At 35.8% G+C, this 20,380-nt stretch carries 18 protein-coding genes and 1 pseudogene; 2 read left to right on the forward strand and 17 right to left on the reverse strand.

Going from position 1 to position 20,380, the window contains the following annotated elements:
• Window positions 1-43 precede the first annotated feature (43 nt).
• Both pfkB and NSQ92_RS11310 read right to left on the reverse strand, forming a co-directional pair.
• The gene (gene pfkB / locus NSQ92_RS11305; protein WP_047940582.1) at window positions 44-952 is read right to left on the reverse strand and encodes a 1-phosphofructokinase; all 909 of its coding nucleotides are present in this window, start codon (window positions 950-952) and stop codon (window positions 44-46) included.
• Entirely contained in the window at window positions 949-1,701 is a 753-nt protein-coding gene (locus NSQ92_RS11310) for a DeoR/GlpR family DNA-binding transcription regulator (RefSeq protein ID WP_047940581.1), read from the reverse strand. Before NSQ92_RS11310 ends, pfkB begins: the two co-directional genes overlap by 4 nt.
• Window positions 1,702-2,122: 421 nt before the next feature.
• On the opposite strand from NSQ92_RS11310, the gene NSQ92_RS11315 reads away from it, so the two are divergent.
• On the forward strand, window positions 2,123-2,476 hold the full coding sequence (locus NSQ92_RS11315; RefSeq protein WP_095257216.1) for a hypothetical protein: 354 nt from the start codon (window positions 2,123-2,125) through the stop codon (window positions 2,474-2,476).
• A gap of 322 nt (window positions 2,477-2,798) precedes the next feature.
• Here the strand turns inward: NSQ92_RS11315 and NSQ92_RS11320 are convergent, their stop codons facing one another.
• The 12 genes from NSQ92_RS11320 to NSQ92_RS11375 all read right to left on the reverse strand — a co-directional run bounded on the left by NSQ92_RS11320 (window position 2,799) and on the right by NSQ92_RS11375 (window position 14,914).
• Window positions 2,799-3,386 (reverse strand): GNAT family N-acetyltransferase, encoded by a 588-nt coding sequence (locus NSQ92_RS11320; RefSeq protein WP_095257215.1) that lies wholly within the window; start codon window positions 3,384-3,386, stop codon window positions 2,799-2,801.
• Between the two features lie 43 nt (window positions 3,387-3,429).
• Complete coding sequence (locus NSQ92_RS11325; RefSeq protein ID WP_047940577.1) at window positions 3,430-4,158, reverse strand: exonuclease domain-containing protein; 729 nt, start codon at window positions 4,156-4,158, stop codon at window positions 3,430-3,432.
• 1 nt (window position 4,159) lies between these two features.
• Window positions 4,160-5,143, reverse strand: coding sequence for a DUF294 nucleotidyltransferase-like domain-containing protein (locus NSQ92_RS11330; RefSeq protein ID WP_095257214.1), 984 nt, complete (start codon window positions 5,141-5,143; stop codon window positions 4,160-4,162).
• 175 nt (window positions 5,144-5,318) lie between these two features.
• Window positions 5,319-6,602, reverse strand: coding sequence for an ammonium transporter (locus NSQ92_RS11335; RefSeq protein WP_047940575.1), 1,284 nt, complete (start codon window positions 6,600-6,602; stop codon window positions 5,319-5,321).
• A gap of 316 nt (window positions 6,603-6,918) precedes the next feature.
• Complete coding sequence (locus NSQ92_RS11340; RefSeq protein WP_082138229.1) at window positions 6,919-7,053, reverse strand: YjcZ family sporulation protein; 135 nt, start codon at window positions 7,051-7,053, stop codon at window positions 6,919-6,921.
• Between the two features lie 199 nt (window positions 7,054-7,252).
• Window positions 7,253-7,912, reverse strand: coding sequence for a thiamine phosphate synthase (thiE, locus tag NSQ92_RS11345; RefSeq protein ID WP_095257213.1), 660 nt, complete (start codon window positions 7,910-7,912; stop codon window positions 7,253-7,255).
• A gap of 12 nt (window positions 7,913-7,924) precedes the next feature.
• Window positions 7,925-8,725 (reverse strand): bifunctional hydroxymethylpyrimidine kinase/phosphomethylpyrimidine kinase, encoded by an 801-nt coding sequence (gene thiD, locus NSQ92_RS11350; protein WP_061796266.1) that lies wholly within the window; start codon window positions 8,723-8,725, stop codon window positions 7,925-7,927.
• 4 nt (window positions 8,726-8,729) lie between these two features.
• Complete coding sequence (thiM, locus tag NSQ92_RS11355) at window positions 8,730-9,548, reverse strand: hydroxyethylthiazole kinase (RefSeq protein ID WP_341152787.1); 819 nt, start codon at window positions 9,546-9,548, stop codon at window positions 8,730-8,732.
• A gap of 472 nt (window positions 9,549-10,020) precedes the next feature.
• Window positions 10,021-10,800, reverse strand: coding sequence for a TIGR03943 family putative permease subunit (locus tag NSQ92_RS11360; protein WP_341152788.1), 780 nt, complete (start codon window positions 10,798-10,800; stop codon window positions 10,021-10,023).
• Window positions 10,801-10,818: 18 nt separating this feature from the next.
• Window positions 10,819-11,742 (reverse strand): permease, encoded by a 924-nt coding sequence (locus NSQ92_RS11365; protein WP_341152789.1) that lies wholly within the window; start codon window positions 11,740-11,742, stop codon window positions 10,819-10,821.
• A gap of 207 nt (window positions 11,743-11,949) precedes the next feature.
• A complete protein-coding gene (locus tag NSQ92_RS11370) occupies window positions 11,950-12,867 on the reverse strand; it encodes a CobW family GTP-binding protein (protein WP_095320913.1) in 918 nt (305 codons plus the stop codon).
• A 64-nt stretch (window positions 12,868-12,931) separates the two neighbouring features.
• The gene (locus NSQ92_RS11375) at window positions 12,932-14,914 is read right to left on the reverse strand and encodes a methyl-accepting chemotaxis protein (protein WP_061796274.1); all 1,983 of its coding nucleotides are present in this window, start codon (window positions 14,912-14,914) and stop codon (window positions 12,932-12,934) included.
• Window positions 14,915-15,128: 214 nt separating this feature from the next.
• On the opposite strand from NSQ92_RS11375, the pseudogene NSQ92_RS11380 reads away from it, so the two are divergent.
• Window positions 15,129-15,682: pseudogene (locus NSQ92_RS11380) on the forward strand (class I SAM-dependent methyltransferase).
• Between the two features lie 91 nt (window positions 15,683-15,773).
• On the opposite strand, the gene NSQ92_RS11385 reads toward NSQ92_RS11380, so the two are convergent.
• The 3 genes from NSQ92_RS11385 to NSQ92_RS11395 all read right to left on the reverse strand — a co-directional run bounded on the left by NSQ92_RS11385 (window position 15,774) and on the right by NSQ92_RS11395 (window position 20,276).
• The gene (locus NSQ92_RS11385) at window positions 15,774-18,374 is read right to left on the reverse strand and encodes a polynucleotide kinase-phosphatase (RefSeq protein WP_341152790.1); all 2,601 of its coding nucleotides are present in this window, start codon (window positions 18,372-18,374) and stop codon (window positions 15,774-15,776) included.
• Window positions 18,375-19,736 carry a 3' terminal RNA ribose 2'-O-methyltransferase Hen1 gene (locus NSQ92_RS11390; protein WP_341152791.1) on the reverse strand — a complete coding sequence of 454 codons (1,362 nt, stop codon included), beginning with the start codon at window positions 19,734-19,736 and terminating at the stop codon, window positions 18,375-18,377.
• Between the two features lie 357 nt (window positions 19,737-20,093).
• On the reverse strand, window positions 20,094-20,276 hold the full coding sequence (locus NSQ92_RS11395; RefSeq protein ID WP_371000768.1) for an H-type small acid-soluble spore protein: 183 nt from the start codon (window positions 20,274-20,276) through the stop codon (window positions 20,094-20,096).
• Window positions 20,277-20,380: the final 104 nt, after the last annotated feature.

Consider the following 20,380-nt stretch of genomic DNA (forward strand, 5'->3'; position numbering starts at 1 on the left):
TATCCACTTTCCAATATCTTTCTAATAAAATGGTGTGTGACCATTATGATTGGACTTGTACTTGCGGAAGAAGTTCTTCTACTTTTTCCTTTGTACATAATCCAATTGAAAAAGCTGTCGCACTTCCTGAGGCAATACTGTAGCGGAAGGATTCTTTTATATCCTGTGTTTCTTTATATTTAGATAAGAAGCCTGCTACCATGCTATCTCCAGCGCCAACTGAGCTTTTCACTTGCCCTTTTGGAACCGTACTAATGATTTCTTCGTGTTGAGTAATCAAGACTGCACCATCACCTGCTAATGAGACGATCACATTTTGCGCTCCCATTTCCAATAGTTTTTTTCCATACGGAATCGCTTCTTCTGGAGTCGAAATAGTTACTCCAAACAATTCACCAAGTTCATGATGATTAGGCTTGATTAAAAACGGTTGATAAGGCAAGACTGCTTTTAATAATTCACCTTCTGCATCTACGACGAAAGAAACATTGTTCGCATGACAGATCTTGACTAGCTCTTCATAAGTCGTTTTAGGAAGAGTAGATGGAACACTTCCAGCTAATACTAGTAGGTCTTCTGACGTTAAAGAAGCAATCTTCTCTTTTAACTCCTGAAACTTTTCTTCAGAAATAGTGGGTCCATTTGCGTTTAATTCTGTTTCTGTATCAGTCTTTAACTTCACATTGATACGTGTATCTTCTTCTACTTTCACAAAATCTGTTTCAATCATTTCTGACAATAGTTGTGTTTCAATAAAACTTCCAGTAAATCCGCCGACAAATCCTAACGCTTTACTTGGCACGCCCATTTTTTTTAACACTCTAGAAACATTTATTCCTTTTCCACCCGCAAATTTACTTGTTTTTTCTAACCGATTTAGTTCTCCTAAATGCACTTCTTTCACTTCGATAATATAATCGACAGAAGGATTTAACGTTAGGGTATAAATCATTCTTTCACAACCTTTATGCTAGTTTTCCTTGAATATAAATCGTTTACTTCTTCATCCAGATAGTTAGTAATAATAGAAGCATTGTGCAAATCAGCTATCTTTGCAAAGTAAACTTCGGAGAATTTACTATCATCTGCGACAAAAAAAGCTTCTCTTGACAATGATATTGCTTTGCTTTTCACCATTGCTTCTTCTTGATCAGCAGTAGTATACCCATATTCAGGATGAATACCATTGACACCCATAAAGCACTTATCAAATCGATAGTTATCAAGACTTAATAATGCACCACGACCGACTAACGCGTTTGTTTTTTCTTTTACATAACCACCTGTAATATAGGTTTGAATACGAGCTTCTAGTAAGCTTGTCATATGCGTAAGACCGTTCGTTACCACCACAATGTCTCGATTCTTTAAGAATGGAATCATTTCTTTAATGGTTGAACCAGCATCCAAATATATACTATCTCCATCTTCTACTAGCTTTGCTGCGTATGCCGCAATCATTTTTTTCTCTTGGAGGTTTTTGAACGCTTTTTCACTCATACTCTGCTCCGTTATTTTCCCTTGAAGCCTAGCTGCACCACCATGCACTCGTTTCAAGAACCCTTCTTGCTCTAATTGAGTTAAATCGCGTCTGATGGTGGATTCTGAAGTATTCAAAACATCTATCAAATCTTGAATTTTCACAACACTATGTTGTTTTAGTAATTGTAAAATAAGTTCATGCCTTTCAGGTGTTAACAAGATTATCACGCTCCCTTTTAGGGTATATCTTGGGATTATGTCATTTTCTTTGAGGTGATTAACATTAACTAAACAGATTACGATAAATAAGATTTTTACCCTCATAAAAAAACAACTTAATTTAAGAACATCATACTGTAAACGATTTCACATTTCAAGCATTTTCTTTCAAAAACAATCAAATATTATCATATTTTTGACGTTTTGTGAACGTTTTTAGTATTATATGAATATTTTTATTGTTCTTCCTTTTAAAACTATCATTATTTTTCCCTAAATTATCTCTTTTAATTTACCGATTTTACGAAAATTGCGGCACTAAATGTTCAACACCGACAGAATTTCCTTTATCATTTCCTCGTTGTTTATGGTATTCTGTGTTCTGGTGAGAAAATATTTACAAAAGAAAAGGAAGGAATATATGAAGAGAATTTCTTATTATTATTTAGACTTTGTTAAAATACTATTTTCTGCGGTACTTTTATTTGCCATTTTCGGAACAGTTAACGATACGATTATAAAACTTATTACTGGTTACTCCTTTCCTAATGTGGACTTTTTAAAGGGAACACAGGCTTTAACAGGATTGTTTATCTTACAATATATAGGATTTGCCCTAATTTATTTTGTGATATACAAAAACAGTCTATCTTTTATTGGATTTACTAAAGATCGAGAGCGAAAAAAGCTTTCTCCGATGTGGACTAAATACTTCATACTATTCGGCATAGGATTTATCCTCTTGTTTTATATTGTATTACTTATTGTTTCCTAGATTAATTTAATAGAAAATAATTGCGTAAAAATGAATTGTATGATACTATCAAATCAATATATAGTTAATTTTTTATAAAATTACACTATATATAGTTAAACAATTCAATCTTTAATCCAATGTCTCTTTTCGCTTCTATGAAGCGACTTTTTTTTGGATCATTTTCCGCTCTCCGACTTTAATATCCCCCTATTAATTAAACGTTTTGATAGAAATGCTTTATAATTACCAAAATTCACACACAAAAAAAGCTGCCCAAAGTTTGAGTCAGCCTATTCAATATTCACTTACTCCTATCGGGAAGCGGTCACTTAAGTGCTACTTACTTGATTTGTATGGGATATACTTGACTTGCTGAAGGTTCTTGTAACTTTTTAAAATACTCCTCTTTTGTCATACAATAATAAACGCTTGTAATTAATTGGTTATCAAAAAGTTTATAGCGGTTGGTTTTCTGGAATTTATAATGAAATCCACATTTTTCATTTACTCGTCTTGACTTCGTATTAAAATCAAAATGTCCACACCATATTAAATCCAAACACAAGTGTTCAAATCCATATTCTAACAGATAATTGACTGCTTCTGGCACGATCCCTCTTCCCCAATACCGGGGATTAAGAGCAAATCCTACTTCACGCTGTGCTAAATGAGAGAGTTTAGTATCAGGCGTTCGTTCATGAAAACCAATACTTCCAATCACCTTATTCTCTTCTTTCCACACAATCGCATATGAATTTTCATTCTGTAAAAAATAGCGGATTACTTCTTTACTTTCTTGTTCACTTTTATGGGGTGGCCAGCCAGCAAACGGACCTACCTCTTCCTTTTGCGCATATTCATATAAATCTTTATAATCCGCTTCCTTCCACCCTCTTAGCAAAAGTCTTTTTGTCTCAAATACATCCATTTACTTTCACCACCAGTTAATTATTAAAACTTTGTCCTCTATTTTACCGCCATGCCAATCTTTCATATATATCCTGTAAAGTGCGACAGCCCAATTGTTCAGCCCTTTGTAAATACTGACACCATAGAACAGCGGTTAATTTAGCATCCCCTAAGGCATGATGACGATTTATGACAGGAATATCACTAAATTCACACCATTCCTCTAATGTCAATATTCTTTGTTGTGGTTCAACAATTTTAAACAAAAAAGAAGTATCAACGATTCGATGTTTAAATGGTGTTTTAAAACTTCTCCAGCATGCAGACTGCATAAAGCTTTTCTCATGGGAAGAGTGATGAGCAATCAGTGTATTATCCTTAACAAATCCAAAAAATTGCACCAGTACATCGGATAGGGGCGGGGCATCATGTAAATCTTCGGTTTTAATTCCAGTTAAACAGCTTATTTCTTCTGGTATATCTATTCCAGCGTTAACTAATGTATAAAATTGCTCATCTAAGATATCGCAGCCTTCTACCTTTATAGCACCAATTGAAATAATTTGATCGCCTTTATCAGGTAAAAATCCCGTTGTTTCAATATCAAAAACAACTGCTTTTAAATTATTTAATGGCAACCTGGAGGCAGCTTCAACCTTTAAATCTTTTTGAAGCTGTCTCATAAAAGCAATTTGCTGAGAATTACTCCCACTCGAGGTAGCGTGCAATACACTCGAATTGACTTTTCCATATAAATCTCTCATATATTGTAGAAACGATTCGACTCCCATTTTAACACCCTTTTTCAATTATCCTTTGTACTTGATGATATAATTTGATACCATGGCGCATTAATCCTTTTATTTCTTGTCTTTGTTCTTTTGTTAACTGTTTTATATTCAAATAATGAACATCTTCATATGTTTTTGCCTCTTTAAATAATTCGATGCGATAATCTAATATTCTCCTAAAAGAGCTTTCATATAGTCTTAACCAGTTGTCATATGTCTCCATCGTTCTTAATGTCTTAATACGTTCTAACGTCGATGTTTCCTGGATTTTTTCCTTAATAGCTAGAAGCCTAATCGAATTAACATACGGTAAATACATCGTATGCTTCAAATGAATGGAACCTTTATGCCTTCCCGTTCTTTCCACAAAAAATTGGCCGAATATTCCGACCCCCTTTTTTATACGCATTACATTATTCATAAATCTTTTTAGTAACATTGGATGAAGAACGCAGTACTGATGAATATAACTTCTCAACTCTTGAACATAATTTTCCTCTCCAAACAGTTGTCTACTATCATAAAAGATTTGCAAAAATCTAATTGATTCCCAGTTTTCTTTTTCCATCCATTGCTGTAATTGGTGTTTCCATTCTTCTACGGATTTGCACCAGGTAGGATTACTACTCATGACTTTCCCTTCACAATATGGATAACCTATTTCATTTAACGCATCACTTAGGCATTCTCCAAATTGGATAAAATATTGATTGCTGTTTTCGTCATTGCTTTCATAGATAATGCCATGATCTTGATCGCTAAAGATGCCTTGTTCTTTTCTGCCAGCACTTCCTGTAACAAACCAGACAAATGAACATGGAGGTTCACCGTAATTTTTTTTATATTCACAAAGGACAAATTGAAATAACTCCATAAATAGTTCATCGTAAAAATTATTTAACTGAGTGTTTTGATAGGTGGGTGTTTGTAAAAAAAGTTCCTTTTCTCTTTTCCATTCATTTAACCTATGACTTTTAGAGCACATCCATGCACTTCCTTCTTCGATAAGCGATATTTATATGAATCTGTATGTCTATCATAACATGTTCTTATTTGCAATTGATTAATGAAAACAGATAAAAGTCTCACTTTTCAGCGAGACTTCTATCCTCATTAAGTTTATAGTCTATTTTCTTAATCGCGACGATAAACGTCTGATTTTATAAGCTTTTTGTTTCGTCTTTTGACAAGAATGCTTCCGGGTAACCATATGAACCATGTTCACTAATATCTAAGCCCATGATTTCTTCTTCTTCTGTTACTCGTAGTCCGCTAACCTTCTTGATAACAAATAGAATGACATAGCTTATTGCAAAAGCGAATAACCCACAAGTTATAACACCAAGCGCCTGCACGCCTAATTGCCCGAAGCCGCCGCCATAAAATAGACCAGCTTTCCCTACTCCCGTATATTCCGCTAACTCTGCTGTTGCAAATAATCCATTAGATAGTGTTCCCCAAATTCCCGCAGTACCATGAACAGATAATGCAAAAATTGGATCATCGATTTTTCTATTCTCGAAGAAGCGTACACTATAAAATACCAGTACTCCAGCAATTAAACCAATTACTACTGCTGCCCAAGGCTCAACGAATGCACAAGATGCTGTGATGGCAACAAGACCTGCTAAGGCACCATTTAGCATGGTTGTAATATCTGACTTCCCTAAAACAATCCAGGAAATTAGTAGTGCTGCTACAGCGCCAGCTGCTGCTGCTAAGTTTGTATTTAATGCAACATATCCAAAGAAACCGTCCGCTACAGAAACTGTACTACCTGCATTAAATCCGAACCAACCGACCCAAAGAATTAGTACGCTTAACGCTGTATAAACTTGGTTATGACCAAATATCGGGTTAGCCGAACCATCAGCATTGTATTTTCCAATACGCGGCTTTAAAAGCATTGTAGCTGCTAGCGCCGCTGCTGCACCAGTTAAGTGAACAACAGTTGAGCCCGCAAAGTCTTGCTTTCCATGTTCTGCTAACCAGCCGCTTCCCCAAATCCAATGGGCAATGACAGGATAAACCAAAATACCAAATAATACAGAGAAAATGAGGTACACAGATAATTTCGCACGCTCCGCAAACCCACCAAGTGCAATTGTTAAAGAGATGCCTGCAAACGCTAGTTGGAAGACGAAGAAAACAGTAGTTTGTAATCCATCTCCATCTATTTGGCCAACGCTACCGCCATTGTAGAAAAACTCACTCATTCCGACAAAGAAATTAGCATTGTCTCCAAAAATAAATCCATAACCAACAGCCCAGAAAACTAATGAAGCTATCCCAAATGTAAAAATTGTTTTACCAGCAATATGGCCTGCATTTTTCATTCTTGTGGAACCTGCTTCTAATAAGATAAATCCACCAAGCATAAAAATAACTAAAATTGCAGCAATCATTGTCCACAAGCTGTTCATTAAAAACTCTAAATTTTCCATTAAGTTACCTTCCCCCTTTATGTACGTTAATTTACCATCAAGTGTCATATAATCTAACACTCTAATAACTTTATTTTACCTATATTAAATTTTCTGTCAATAAGAATTTTAAATTTAATTTTCTTAAAACTTAAAATATTATATTTATTTTCTTATACCTGTTGTTTTATTTGTTTTATTACGATAATTGTATTTATTTTCGGTGCTTTTTTGAAATCGTTACCATATATAATCTAAAAAGTACCTATTACTGAACGAAACAAAAATCCTTATATATGTAAAAAAAGCTGACACAAGGTCAGCTTTTTATCTTCTATTAGCAAATAAATGTCGCACCGACGATAATTAATAAGATAAACAATACTACTATTAATGCAAATCCGCCACCGAAGCCAACGCCGCCAACAGCTCCAGGACCATATCCGCATCCATATCCACCATAACCGTACATATATACATCTCCCTTTCTCTTTTGTAGTATAATTAACCATTTCTTTTTTCGGTTAACGAATAAGGAGCCTTTATGTTTTCTTATTCTAGCTCCTCTACAAAATCATTGTATGCAGGCAGATATGTATGGGTTGGGTAAATGTCTATTTTCCGCAAAAAAACCTAAACTCTTTCCATTTTATTTTTTAAAAGTATATAGCTTATGCTTGGTCAAAAACTGCTTTTCTTAATTCTATCGTTTGTTTATAAGGATTCTCCGCCATACTTATTTCTGAAATAACAGCGACTCCATCTGCTCCTGCTTGTATAACAGGACGTGCATTTTCAACTGTGATCCCCCCTATCCCAACAATTGGTATAGAAAAGTTCTTTTGTCTTACTATTTCAACAAGAGAGGTGCCTTGTACTGCTTTAGCATCCTTTTTCGTACTTGTAGGATAAATTGGACCTATGCCAATATAATCTGCTCCTGCATCTAGTGCTGCTTGAATCTCCTCGATGGAATGAGCAGATACCCCCAATAGTTTATTACCTAGCATTTTTCTTACTTTTATGGCATTTTCATCGTCTTGTCCAATATGTACTCCATCCGCATTAACAGACAAGGCTAATTCAATATCATCATTCACAATGAATGGAACATGATACTGCTTGCAAAGTTCTTGCATTCTCATTGCCAGTTGAATTTTGTCTTCACCCATTAATGCTCCGTCGCCTTTTTCGCGAAATTGAAAAACGGAAATCCCGCCTTTTAATGCTTCTTCCAAAATAAATTCTGGATCAGATGTACTGTTGTTGCTTCCCATGATAAAATAAATTTTTAGCAATTGTTTTATTTGCTCTTTTGTATAAGTTGTCATATATCCCCCGTGTTATCTTTTGCTTTCTTGGTAAGCCCAATGGTTGGTTGGACCATGCCCGCTGCCTATATGAAGATCATTTTTTATAGCTTGATGAATAAATTCCTTACCTAATTGAAAAGCATCATTAATAGAAAAGCCATTGGCAAGGGCTGCTGTAATCGCTGCCGAAAAAGTACAGCCTGTTCCATGCGTATTTTTTGTTGGAATCCTTTCTGCCACCAAGCTTGAAAAATCACTGCCATCAAATAATAAATCAATCGCTTCCTTCTCATCCCCATGGCCACCTTTTATAACGACATAAGTAACACCCATCGCATTTAATCTTTTGGCAGCTTCTTTTCTTTCCTCTATATTTCGAATATCTCTCCCAGTTAATACCTCTGCCTCTGGTATATTCGGTGTTAAAACAGTTGCAAGCGGGAGGAGCTTTTTTTTCATAGCTTCTGTTGCTTCCTGCTGCAGTAAATTAGCACCACCCTTAGCAATCATCACAGGATCAATCACTAAATTTTTCCAACGGTACTCTTTTATCTTATCCGCTACCAATTCAATTATTTCACTATTAAAAAGCATACCTGTTTTTAATGCATCTGGTCGTAAATCCACTGCGATAGATTCTAGTTGTTTTTCAATCGCCTCAAGGGTCATTGGGTATACCCCATCTACTCCGCGGGTATTTTGTGCGGTAATAGCGGTGATGGTACTCATTCCATATACTTTAAGTTCTTGGAAGGTTTTTAGATCTGCTTGAATTCCAGCTCCTCCGCCACTATCTGATCCCGCTATTGTTAATGCTTTCGCTGTAGCCATATAATTACCCCCTCTTAATCTCCACTCTCATCGATTCCTTTATATTTTCTTCCTTTATTTTCGCTAACTGATTTAATAATTCGATTTGAAAACTTCCTGGACTTTCTTCGCTCATCTTTTCAAAAGCAAGTTCTGATGCAACTCCATATGTTACTAAACCCGCTATAGAAGCTAGAAAGACATCCTCTTCTACTGCAATAAATGCACCTAAAATGGAGGAAAGTAAACAACCTGTACCTGTAACCTTAGTTAACAAGGAATGACCATTATGGATAATAGAAAGTTTCCCGTCAACAGCAACTATATCTTGTTCACCTGTTATAACAACTGGTACTTGTAATAGCTTTGCAGCTTCCATTGCGATTCCTTGGCTATTATGTTCACTGACAGAGTCTACACCTCTCATTTTTGCTTTAATTCCAGCTACATTCGCTACTTCTGCTGCATTTCCGCGAAGCAAGCTTATTTTTACTTCCTTCATAATGCGGTGTACAGATTCCGTACGATAACTAGTTGCTCCTGCACCAACAGGATCTAGAATTACGGGTGTATTAGCCTGATTTGCAGCCTTCCCAGCTATAATCATACTCTCTACTTTTTCAGCTGTTAGTGTTCCAATATTTAAGACAAGAGCATCCGCTGCTGCTGCCATTTCCGCAACTTCTTCCTTTGCATATGCCATTACTGGTGACGCTCCTAATGCTAGTAACCCATTTGCCGTAAAGTTAGTAACAACAACATTAGTAATATTGTGAACCAATGGCACATGTTTTCGAAGTTTTGTTAATATCGCCGGAATTACCATGTCAACATTTTCATTCATCTCTTAAAATCAATTCCTTTCTAAAGTTCCTTATTACTCTTAAGACTACTATCCTTTGATAGGTAAAGTGAATCCTCCCTCACATGGAAATTCCCTTTCATCACCATTGTGGATAGTATTTTCTGATGTCCAGTCTTCTCAAATTCAGTTATCCTTACAATTAAGTGCTCTAGTTATAAAAGCGAAATACATTACATACATACAAAAAGCCATAACTAACTGAATTCCTAACACGGATACGAAGGAAGCGCCGTGCGATTTTTCAGCAATTATGGCAAAAATAAAAACACTACGCCTAAGCAAAGTGTTTTGATTCCATTACACCTCCCTACGCTGGCATTATCCAACAGGTTCATTCGGTCAATGGCAGACTAGCCATACTCTCAGCCTGTTTCCACAAGCCCCCGCTTTATATTTAATTGAATTCTCTTAAATTTTAACGAAAAAATAGGAATAATGCAAGAATGGCAGCCTAATAGTCTAATGCATATAAGTAATCTTCCGCTGGTGCTATCGTTTCTTCGGCCTTTTCCAGCTTAATAATAGGCATTATTTGACCTTCATATTCTTTCTTTTCCAAGGTTCCTGTTATCACATACCATTGATTACTTTGTAATTCACCAACATCTCCCTCCATCATATAACCAAACAATCCTAAATCTGCAATACAATGGGTCATAACATATCTTGCAATAACTGCTTGATTATCGGGAAAGGCTTTTTCTCGATGAATAAAACCAGTAATCATCACTTTTTTTCCTGCCATATCGTTTAAATTTGTATGAATCATGTCCATTGTCTGCAAATAATTGTCATCTTCGATTGTAATCATATCTTCTTCCCCTAAGGTCTTGAGCTGACCTTGACTAGCAGAAAAAGTTTGTCCTTGCTCAAATTGAATATTTGGAAGTATACTTTTATCAATCGACATGTCTTGTAAGGTAAAAAACAACATCAAGGGGCTAATAAATAGAAGATAGGAAAAAGTAAGCTTCAGGAAAGAGGCATTCTCATCACATACATCACAATCACAATCGGCCCCCTTTAAATTACTATTTAACAACCGGAAAAATCCAAGAAAAAACATCAATATCATCGTTATACCTAGTAATGGCACCATTTTGGGGGCAACAAGCTGTCCTACATCTCCTGTCAGCAATAACTTAAAAATAAGGAGACTGAAGCCAATCAGTACAATTCCTTGCAGTTCGTTTGCTAACTGCCAGGTTGGACTCCATTTGATTTTCACCATTTTTCCTCCTTATATGTGTCATGAAAACAAAATGAATCGTGAAGCTAGCGAAAGTAAGAAGACAACTATTGTAACTATCATAATAAATACGAATACAAATTTCATGCGAAAAGAAGCCATCATGACAAATGTATTTTTAAAATCAAGGATTGGTCCAAAAACTAAAAAACCAATAATCGCTTCAGGGGTAAACATCTTGGCAAAGGAAGCTGCTACGAAAGCATCTGCCTCTGAGCAAAGTGACAGCACATACGCTAGCCCCATCATTACTGCTGTACCTTCAATTGGTGATTCCCCCGCCTGCATGATATAACTATCCTTTAAATATACCTGAGCAACACTTGCAAATACTGCTCCAATAATGAAATATTTCCCGATCGTAAAGAATTCATGACAAGTATGATGCAAAATTCCTTTCCATTTAGAATCTCCTTTGTTTTCATTAATAGGAACGGCTGCCATTAAATCTTCCCTTTGTGTTTTTAATACCTTTTGTTTCGAAAAAAAGAGATAAATAATGAGACTCACTATAATGGCTGCCAATATGCAAATGATAAAACGTCCGTATGCAATCGATAAATTATCTTGGAAGGCATAGTATGTACTGCCAAAAACGATAAAATTAAGAATTGGCGCTCCCATTAACAAGACAACACCAATATGGACAGGAATTCCTTTTTGAATTAATCTGCGAACAACTGGAATAATGGCACATTCACAGACTGGTGTAATCACTGCAGCAATTAAAGCAGCACCAATGGCCGCTATTGGGTTTTTCGGCATAATTCTAGCAATATACTCTTCTGAAATATAAATATTAATTATAGAGGAGGCGATGGCACCTAATAATAAAAACGGAAGTGCCTCAAGCAAAATCCCAAGAAATAACACAAAAATAGTTTTTATTTGATCTGGCAATGCGAAGCTCCATTGCTTTGCCACATAAAGATCCCCGAAAAAAAATAGATACATTAAAGCGATAAATAAGCAAAAGATAAAAATATCCTTCATACGAGTTGGGATAGACATAGCATACTCCTTTTCTTCCATCATTTATCCTTATATAGTTTATATCTATGCTTGTCCTATCCTATCTATGCAAAAATAGTGTATCTTATGATAGATTCGATAAGATACACAAAGAAAGTATTATAGAATTACTTTTTCAGGTAATTTTTCACCTATTAAAATGATCTCTCCTTTTCGATTAGGAAGATATTCCTTTACTTTTTGCCATTCTAGCAAACCAGAAGCATATTGAAAATGATACCAAGAATGATCATCACTATTTTTGATTGTTCCTTTAGCTCGCAGTAACTTATCTTGATTATTTTTTAAGAAATCTCGTAATTCGCTTTTCGTCATAGGGGTTGTTTGAACTATTTTCATTGCTTTAATATGATGATGGTGATGATGACGCGAAATAGATTGGTCTTTGATTTTAGTACCTTCCTGTTTTTCCAAATATGCTGTTACTCCATGGCCATAGTTACTATGTAATAATGGAGCATCAGGATTTATCTTTCTAATTCGCTTTTCCACCTTTTCAACAGCAAGCTTGCTTGAAAGCTGATCGATTTTATTTAGGACTAATACTGTTCCATTCTCAATTTGCTCTTTCTGCAGCTGCCTCACTTCTTTGCTGCTTGAAAAAATACTTGTGTATTCCGTAAAATGCAAGCTGTCAATTAAACAAATACTTTCAACGATCTCAAAAGTATCTTTATATTGCTGTTCCTTGAATGTCTCCATTATTTCGGAAGGATTTGCTACTCCAGTCCCTTCTAGCAACACAATTTCAATGTTCTCTTTATGCAATGTTACAGTTAATTCATCAAGTGTTGATCTCAAATCTTCTTTGATTGAACAACAGACACATCCATTTAACAATTCATAGAGTGACTCCTCTTTAAAAAGATGTTTTTCGATATTTGTTTCCCCAAGTTCATTCAATATAATGGCATACTTTTTATTTTTCCCTTTAAAATACTCCATACAGTTTAATAGAGTTGTCGTTTTTCCGCTCCCAAGGAACCCATTTATTAAATAAACTTTGATTTTTTTCATGAAAATACCTCCCGCATATAAAGCCTAACGCTACTTTATGCAAGAGGTACTTTTCATATGACGATTAATAGGTAAATAGATGAAGATTTCGTTTGAGTTGTTCCGCCATATTCAATAAATTCTTTGCAGAACCTGAAATTTCTTCGATAGCAGCCAGCTGTTCTTCCGTTAAGGATACAACCTCTTCAGAAGAAGTCGAATTATCAGAGGCAATCTTTGCTAATTCTCCTGCTGTGATGCTTACCTCTTTTAGTGTGCTTGCCATATCATTTGAAGTTTCCGTAACTTTTTGAATATGTGGTGTCATTTCCTTCATACTATGTACAATTTCTTGAAATCTTGTATGAGATTCATCCGTTACTTCTAATCCTGCTTGAACAGCTCGTGACACCTCTGCCATTCTTTGAACTGTATTCTCAGTTGTTTTTTGTACATCTGTAATTAATTGCGAAATATTACTCGCAAATTGTCCAGACTGCTCCGCAAGTTTACGTACTTCATTCGCTACAACAGCAAACCCTTTGCCTTTCTCCCCCGCCCTTGCTGCTTCTATCGCTGCGTTTAGTGCCAGAAGATTCGTTTGTTCGGAGATAGTAGTAATGCTTTCTGTTATTTTTTCGATATGCTTAGATTGTTCTACGAGTTCTTTAATCATTTTATTTGATTCAGCAACTGTCCCATTGATTACATGCATTTGTTCCAGTGTTGCTTTTATGGAGTTCCCTCCTGCATATGCTTTTTCTATCGTGCCTGTCGAAAGATCTGAAACCTCTTTGCTAAAAACAACGATTTGATTTGTTCCTTTTAAAACAGACTTAAGACTATCGACATTATTATCCAAACCTTTAGTCTGAATTTCGGCACCACCAGCGACTTGCTGAATAGTATTGGTTACATGCTCTGATGCAATAGTCACCTCATTCGCACTTGCTGTTAACTGACCAGCACTTGCCGCTACATTTTCGGAACTTTGCTCGATATTGCTAATAAGCTCTCGTAAATTATTCTGCATCGTATGAAATGCTGCTGCCACATCGCCAATTTCATCTTTAGCGGCCATGTTAATGGCCGTTGTTAAATTACCTTTACTCACTGTAATGGCTTGTTCTTTCAATTTTTTAATTGGTTTGATAATAGAGGAAACAATCACCATCATCATGATCCCTCCAATAATAATAGAGACGGCTAATATCCCTGTTATCGCATACAAAAGACCTTTTGTATGATTGACAATTTCTGATTTTTCCATCGTTCCTGCTAACTTCCATCCAGTTAACTTATTTGTCTGAAAAACCATTTTCCGACTAATCTTGTCTGCTGAATAATCCAATGTGCCAGCTTGTCGGTCATAAAGTGTTTCATAATAGGAGGCTTTCACCACACCCCCTTGTTTTTCATCGGGATGAACAATAAACCGTTTCTTTTGATCAAGTAAGATGACATAGCCTTCTTTTCCAAATGTTATTTCACCTGCGAGTTCTGCTAAGTAATCTAAATTCATGGTTACTGCCATAACGCCTGCATTATCTGCAATCGTTTTTCCAATGGTAATAACCATCTTTTTAGAAACTGGGGAAAGATAAGGATCCATGATAACTGCTTCTCCTGGTTTATTAACAGCCGCTTTATACCAATCTCTCAACCTTGGATCCATATGATCATTATTTTCCTCCATAGACTTCTGAAAAAGCTTTCCATCATTTGTTCCAATATAGATACTAGAAACTTCAGGATGGACTTGGCTATACTGCTCAATGGTTTTCTGCAGACTTTCCGGATCTTTTTCCAATAGTTCTTTCGTCATTGTTTCTGTTAATGCTGACACATCATAAATTTTTTCAGACATTAAATTGGTTATACTCTTATCCAGCATGTTTAAATTAGTACTCGCATTGCTTATAAAATCTTTTTCCATCTGCTTGTTTGCATATAAAAAAGAAAATGCACCAATTAAGATACTCGGAATTAATAGCATTGCTAAAAAGGAAATAATAAGCTTCTTTTTTAACGGAACTCCTTTTCTTTTATGAATAAGAATTTTTTTCAACGTAATCGCCCCTCTCTTTGTATACGCATACATTCTTTTAAAAAAAAAAGGTAATTCTTTCTGCACTCTTATTTTACAATAGATAGGCGATGATTCCTATGTCATTTGACCTGTTTTTTATTTGTTACTCGTTAACATTTTATCCTGTCATAAATGTAATCTTTATGTTTAATTGTACGTTAATGGAAACTCTTAAAATATTGGAGGAATTCATATGAAGGATGAAACGATAAAGATTGGTATTGGTGCTGGGGAATACAGGAATAATCCTGGCTGGATTCATACTCAGGAAGATGAGCTTAACTTATTATGGACGATTCAACTTGGCTACAGTTTGTAAAATGTTCCATAGACGCTATTTTAGCGGAACATGTATGGGAGCATCTCACCTTTAAGGAAGGCGTTCAAGCAGCCTCACTTTGCTATCAATATTTGAACCCAGGAAGTTATATTCGCTGTGCTGTACCAGATGGCTTCTTTCCGGATGAATCGTATCAACGAATAGTGCAAATCGGAGGGCCAGGGCCTAAACACCATCCTGCCTTCACTCATAAGATTGTTCATAATTATCAAACATTGTCAAAAATGTTTGAATTAGCAGGATTCGAAGTACATTTATTGGAGTATTGTGATGAAGAAGGTATTTTTCATGAAAATGAATGGCACGGAAAAGATGGCGTGATTTTCAGGTCCAAAAAATATGATCCAAGAAATAACGGGGAAAAGCTTTTATTTCCTTCTCTTATACTCGATGCATGGAAAAGATAATGAAAAATTAACCAGTGCATTCCCTTATAAATATCAAGCTGGGATAAAAAGCAAATTCATCGAGAAATATCCTCTGAATTTGCTTTTCATCTTATAATCTTGCATCAATCGGATCTTCTTCCAAAGCCAATGTTGCAAGGACACATTCATGAATTCTTTCCAATGACTCGAACTGAATAAAACGATTGATACCTTCTATTCCTAAAGCCAATTCCTTTAATGCATTACGCTGCTTCTTACCTGTTTTGCGGTCTTTTAATCGTCTTAATTGATCCTTTTCTAAATAATCCATGCCATATATAATTTGAAGATATTTCTGTCCTCTTACTTTAATGGCTGGTTGAAGTAATTTTCCCTTTGGATTTCTCGCAAGAAAATGATAAGGTTTAAAGATAACCCCTTCATGACCATCTGTCGTAATTTCTTCCCACCAGCTGACAGCTTTCTTTAATGATTCTTCATCATTTACAATCAGATAATCTGTTTTCATAAAAAGACTGCTAATTGTGCTGAAATATTCGTTCTGCTCCATATGCCACTGATGTGTTTGATGAAAATAACTTTCGTTGCTATGTGCAAGGATATGAAATGGAGCGATTTTTATATCCTCTAATTGTTGAATTTCCCAACAATATTGATTGTACACTTCACTAAAACTTTGCGCATTTTGTCGCTTTTGTGCAAATTCTTCTACCCAGCCATGAACAGCCATGCCATTTTGCTGCGCACAAAGAAGCTGCTCGTAAATCTTGTCTCTATCCATCACGCTCATTTCAGCCACGTGTGCGTATTGCTGAATAATTAAATCCTTTGCCTTTAAATTCCATGGAAGAATTTCAGCATCAAGCAATACCCAATCTGTCTGATTCTTATCAAAATAATTTACAGCTGCTAGATCATAATGGAGCTTTGTCAGAATTTTTTCTTCGAGCTCTTTAGAAAAAAAGGCTCTCCCTGTTCTTGTATAAATTGTGCCTATGCTTCTTTTCCCAACATACTTTTCTGCTGCTTCTGGATTTTTAAATAACAAAAGTATCCCTCTGCTGCCCATATGCTTTTTCTCGACAACCATTTGATCTATCCCGTTATCTTTGTAGTAATGATAGGCATCGATCGGATGTTCCAGATATCCTTCGATTGTGGAAGTTTGCGGCGGAGGACTCATCGTTGGCGGTATATAGATTAACTCTTCCATGGGAATTGTAAAATGAGACACTTTGTCCATCGCTGCTTTCACATTATTTTGCGGACAGCTAATTTCTCCAAACGTATCTGTCCAAACACTATAACCATTAATAAATCGCTGAATATTCGGCAGGGCAAGCCTTGTTTCCTGCCATTTTTTCAATGGATTATCTTCTATTTGAGCATAATCCTTTTGAGCCTTAACCGATATAAATTCCCTTTCTGGATAACGAAAGGCCGTTAACTTTCCGCCAAAAACAACCCCTTGATCAATATTAATTGTATTATTCACAAAGAGCGGCTCTGGTTTCGGATCATGTCCCCAAATAATTAATTCTTTCGATAGATGATTTCGGTACCAGTCTCCACGGATCGGCTTCCCGTCTGTGTCCATACCTAATGTTTCTCCATATCTCGTAAAATCAGAAATCGTATTTGATTGTTTGCCAATATAATGATCTTTTATCCCTGCATGGGCAACAACTGCTGTTTTCACACCATTTCTTGTCAGGACATAATGGGAAGGTGAATGAAGAAGCATAGTTTTCCAATCTTCTCTTATTTTTTCTATCTGCTCCTCTGTATATGTAATGGAAAAGGAAGTAAACGCTTCTTTAATCCATTCATCCCCATGACTTAGTGTCACTTTTTTCCCATCAAGCCATCTTGCTATTTTCCAACCATGGTTACTATCAATCATATACGCAAGATTATGGTTAAGGTGGGCAGAGAAAAAGAAAAGTGCTTCTGCTGATTTTGGGCCGCGGCTCATAATATCCCCTACCGAAACAAATTTCCGACCTTCTGGATGGCGATATAACCCATCGTCATGTTTTATATAACCTAAACGTTCTAGCAATTCGTAACATTCATCCATACATCCATGAATATCTCCGATAATATCTAAGCCATTGTCAGCATTTAAATAGTACGAAGCTTCTACTGTTTCGATATTCACTGACTCGTCCCGATCTCTAATATAATATATTGCGTGATAGCTTTCCCTGTGGATTTTGCGGATTTCCTGACGCATTATTTCAAATTGTCTTTTTACCTTCCCTTTTCCTCTCGAATGGGTGCGCTTTTCGTCTCTTTCAAGGAGAACAGGTAAAGAGAGATCAAAAACAATCGCTACTACAGGAACATGATATTTTTTTCCAAGAATTCGATATTTTTCCCGTTCTGCCTCTTTTAAATGGGTTGCATCGATATAGCTTCGCTTATTCAATGTCGCTCTTGCACTAATCATTTTTTCCATCATTTCAAAGGCAGCTCTTGAGATTTGGCTATATTCTTCCATCAAATTGGCAGCTACTTCTTTAGGCTGATTTGTCCAGTCTAAAAAGTCAATATTACTGACTAATTTCCGAAAATGATCGGAACTAATTACTTCTTCCGCTTGCAGAAAGCCTTTGTTTATCCAATTTTCCAATGTTGTAGATTTGCCACTATTTGATGGTCCTATTAGTAAAACAATACTGTTATGGGGTATTAGAATCGTTTTCATTTATCCACCTCTTTTCTGCGAAAATATTACCATCTGTGTAGGATAGCCGTAACCTTCTACATATTCGCCAATCCCATCGATTTGCGCCTTATAATTAGCATGACTTTCCCAATACTTGGTCCATTCTTTAAACTGTTGCTGCGTCCATTCAAAGCGATGGTCGCTGTGCCTTTTTGCCTCATTCATATCATATACAGCATTGTAATCTTGATTTGGTGTTGTCACAATTACATGATAAGGCTTGTATTTTGTAAAAATGGTGTCAAATATCTTCCCTAATCGATTTTCGTCAATGTGCTCGATGACTTCACAGAGAATAAAGATATCTTTCTTTTCCAATTCACTATCATAATAAAATAAAGAGCCCCATTTAAAAGTTGGAAGAAGAAATTCAGACTTACCCACTAATGCCTCGATTCTTTTTTTAGCTTTTAACTGTTCTCGTTCAGAAGGTTCTAGTGCGACAAGTTCTTCTATTCCCCTTATAAAGCCTAATTGGGCCGTTAACTTTCCTTCTCCAGCCCCCATATCCACAATTCGGCTATTATGCGGAAGCCCTTTTACAGTTTCTATAATTTTCTCATAACGCCACTGATTTAAGCTTTTCTTTTTTGTCAAAGATGCTTGTTTTTCCTTTGAAGGCTTTGATTCTATTAACCTTGATTTTTCTATTAAATCTGAAAAAATAAGCGATTCCTTTATAATCTCATTTCTTTTCGGATGGAAGGAAAGCCATCCTTCTCCATATCGCTTCAGCTTATCCACTTCTTTTTCATCAATATAATAATGTTTATATTGGTCCATTACCGGGATCAGCACAAACAAATGGCGGAAACAGTCTTGAATCGTCTGATTTGCCTTCAGCGTAATAAATTTTGCTGAACTCTTTTTCGCGAATGACGCTGGTAAAAGTACCTTTCCATTTTCGATCGTAAGCTCGTATCCTAATGGTTCAAAGAGTCCTGCTAATTCATGATTGGTTAACTTGGTGGATAACGGTCCAAATGTAATTTCTAATGGAAAAGAATAGTTCACCCACTCTTTGAATTCATCTTTTGGCTTTCCATTCAATGCAGTTCCAACTGCTTTTCGTAAAACCGAGCAGAAAATACTGCTGACAGCACTTTCTCTATCATTAATATAATGCGTAATAGACGAAAAATTAGTTTGATTTTTCGTTAGTTCCATATTATCTACTGTAACGAAAAATAATATATGGACTTCACGCTTCTCATTTTTGGTAAAAACAATGCGCACTAACCCGCCCTTTTCTTTTCTTTCATATAGGTTATGGGGATTTTTAGCAATAAGATGGGAGACCATCCTAGCATGCTCGCCATATACCTTTAGACTTATTTGCATATACTCACCTCTTTTTCTCTTAAAACCATTTGAATACTATTTTACCATATTTTTCTTTATAGAATTGTGCATATTTTATCTATAATTAAATAATGACTTTTTTTGAAAACAATACAGATTTTTAATAGGGATAATTGGCTGTTTTTCATAAAAAAGAACCACTATTACGAGTGGTTGCAGAATGAGGTCAAACTCCTTGAATTAGGAGTTTTGCCTATACTCTTTTTTGTAATCCCTTCTAATAGAGATGTTGTTTTCCGCTACAAATGTTAAAAAGGGGTTCAGAATGAAAACATTCTAATCCCCTTTTGTCGACAAACTGGAACCTCTATCCTCGTGGTTGTCTTGCGAGAGATTTTAAGCTTCTTCTAGGCTTGCAATGTCAACTTCTGTTTGTTCTTGACTTCCGCCTACCAGATGAACGATTGCGGTTGCATCTTTTTCTTTAATATCTTCCAGCCAAACTGAAGCACCGTTATACTTTACTTCTATTTCTGCTGATGAGGAAAGTATTTGTTTTGCTCTGTTAATATCCATCATTCCACCTACTTTCTATATAAAGAAATGTTAAGTTCCCCATAGGGTTCCTTTTTTAAAATAGATCCTTTTTCATTATGTGAAAGTAGGCGGAAATCTATTCTCTC

This window comes from Niallia sp. FSL M8-0099 (assembly GCF_038006945.1).
Classification (GTDB): Bacteria; Bacillota; Bacilli; order Bacillales; family Cytobacillaceae; genus Niallia; species Niallia circulans.

Excerpts from the sequence above, each read along its gene's own strand:
- NSQ92_RS11325 (WP_047940577.1), bottom strand. The coding sequence starts at position 4,158 with ATGGGAGTCGAATCGTTTCTACAATATATGAGAGATTTATATGGAAAA.
- pfkB (WP_047940582.1), bottom strand. The coding sequence starts at position 952 with ATGATTTATACCCTAACGTTAAATCCTTCTGTCGATTATATTATCGAA.
- NSQ92_RS11315 (WP_095257216.1), top strand. The coding sequence starts at position 2,123 with ATGAAGAGAATTTCTTATTATTATTTAGACTTTGTTAAAATACTATTT.
- NSQ92_RS11385 (WP_341152790.1), bottom strand. The coding sequence starts at position 18,374 with ATGAAAACGATTCTAATACCCCATAACAGTATTGTTTTACTAATAGGA.
- NSQ92_RS11335 (WP_047940575.1), bottom strand. The coding sequence starts at position 6,602 with ATGGAAAATTTAGAGTTTTTAATGAACAGCTTGTGGACAATGATTGCT.
- thiD (WP_061796266.1), bottom strand. The coding sequence starts at position 8,725 with ATGGCTACAGCGAAAGCATTAACAATAGCGGGATCAGATAGTGGCGGA.
- NSQ92_RS11320 (WP_095257215.1), bottom strand. The coding sequence starts at position 3,386 with ATGGATGTATTTGAGACAAAAAGACTTTTGCTAAGAGGGTGGAAGGAA.
- thiE (WP_095257213.1), bottom strand. The coding sequence starts at position 7,912 with ATGACAACTTATACAAAAGAGCAAATAAAACAATTGCTAAAAATTTAT.
- NSQ92_RS11370 (WP_095320913.1), bottom strand. The coding sequence starts at position 12,867 with ATGAAAAAAATCAAAGTTTATTTAATAAATGGGTTCCTTGGGAGCGGA.
- thiM (WP_341152787.1), bottom strand. The coding sequence starts at position 9,548 with ATGAATGAAAATGTTGACATGGTAATTCCGGCGATATTAACAAAACTT.
- NSQ92_RS11330 (WP_095257214.1), bottom strand. The coding sequence starts at position 5,143 with ATGTGCTCTAAAAGTCATAGGTTAAATGAATGGAAAAGAGAAAAGGAA.
- NSQ92_RS11340 (WP_082138229.1), bottom strand. The coding sequence starts at position 7,053 with ATGTACGGTTATGGTGGATATGGATGCGGATATGGTCCTGGAGCTGTT.
- NSQ92_RS11395 (WP_371000768.1), bottom strand. The coding sequence starts at position 20,276 with ATGATGGATATTAACAGAGCAAAACAAATACTTTCCTCATCAGCAGAA.
- NSQ92_RS11390 (WP_341152791.1), bottom strand. The coding sequence starts at position 19,736 with ATGCAAATAAGTCTAAAGGTATATGGCGAGCATGCTAGGATGGTCTCC.
- NSQ92_RS11360 (WP_341152788.1), bottom strand. The coding sequence starts at position 10,800 with ATGGTGAAAATCAAATGGAGTCCAACCTGGCAGTTAGCAAACGAACTG.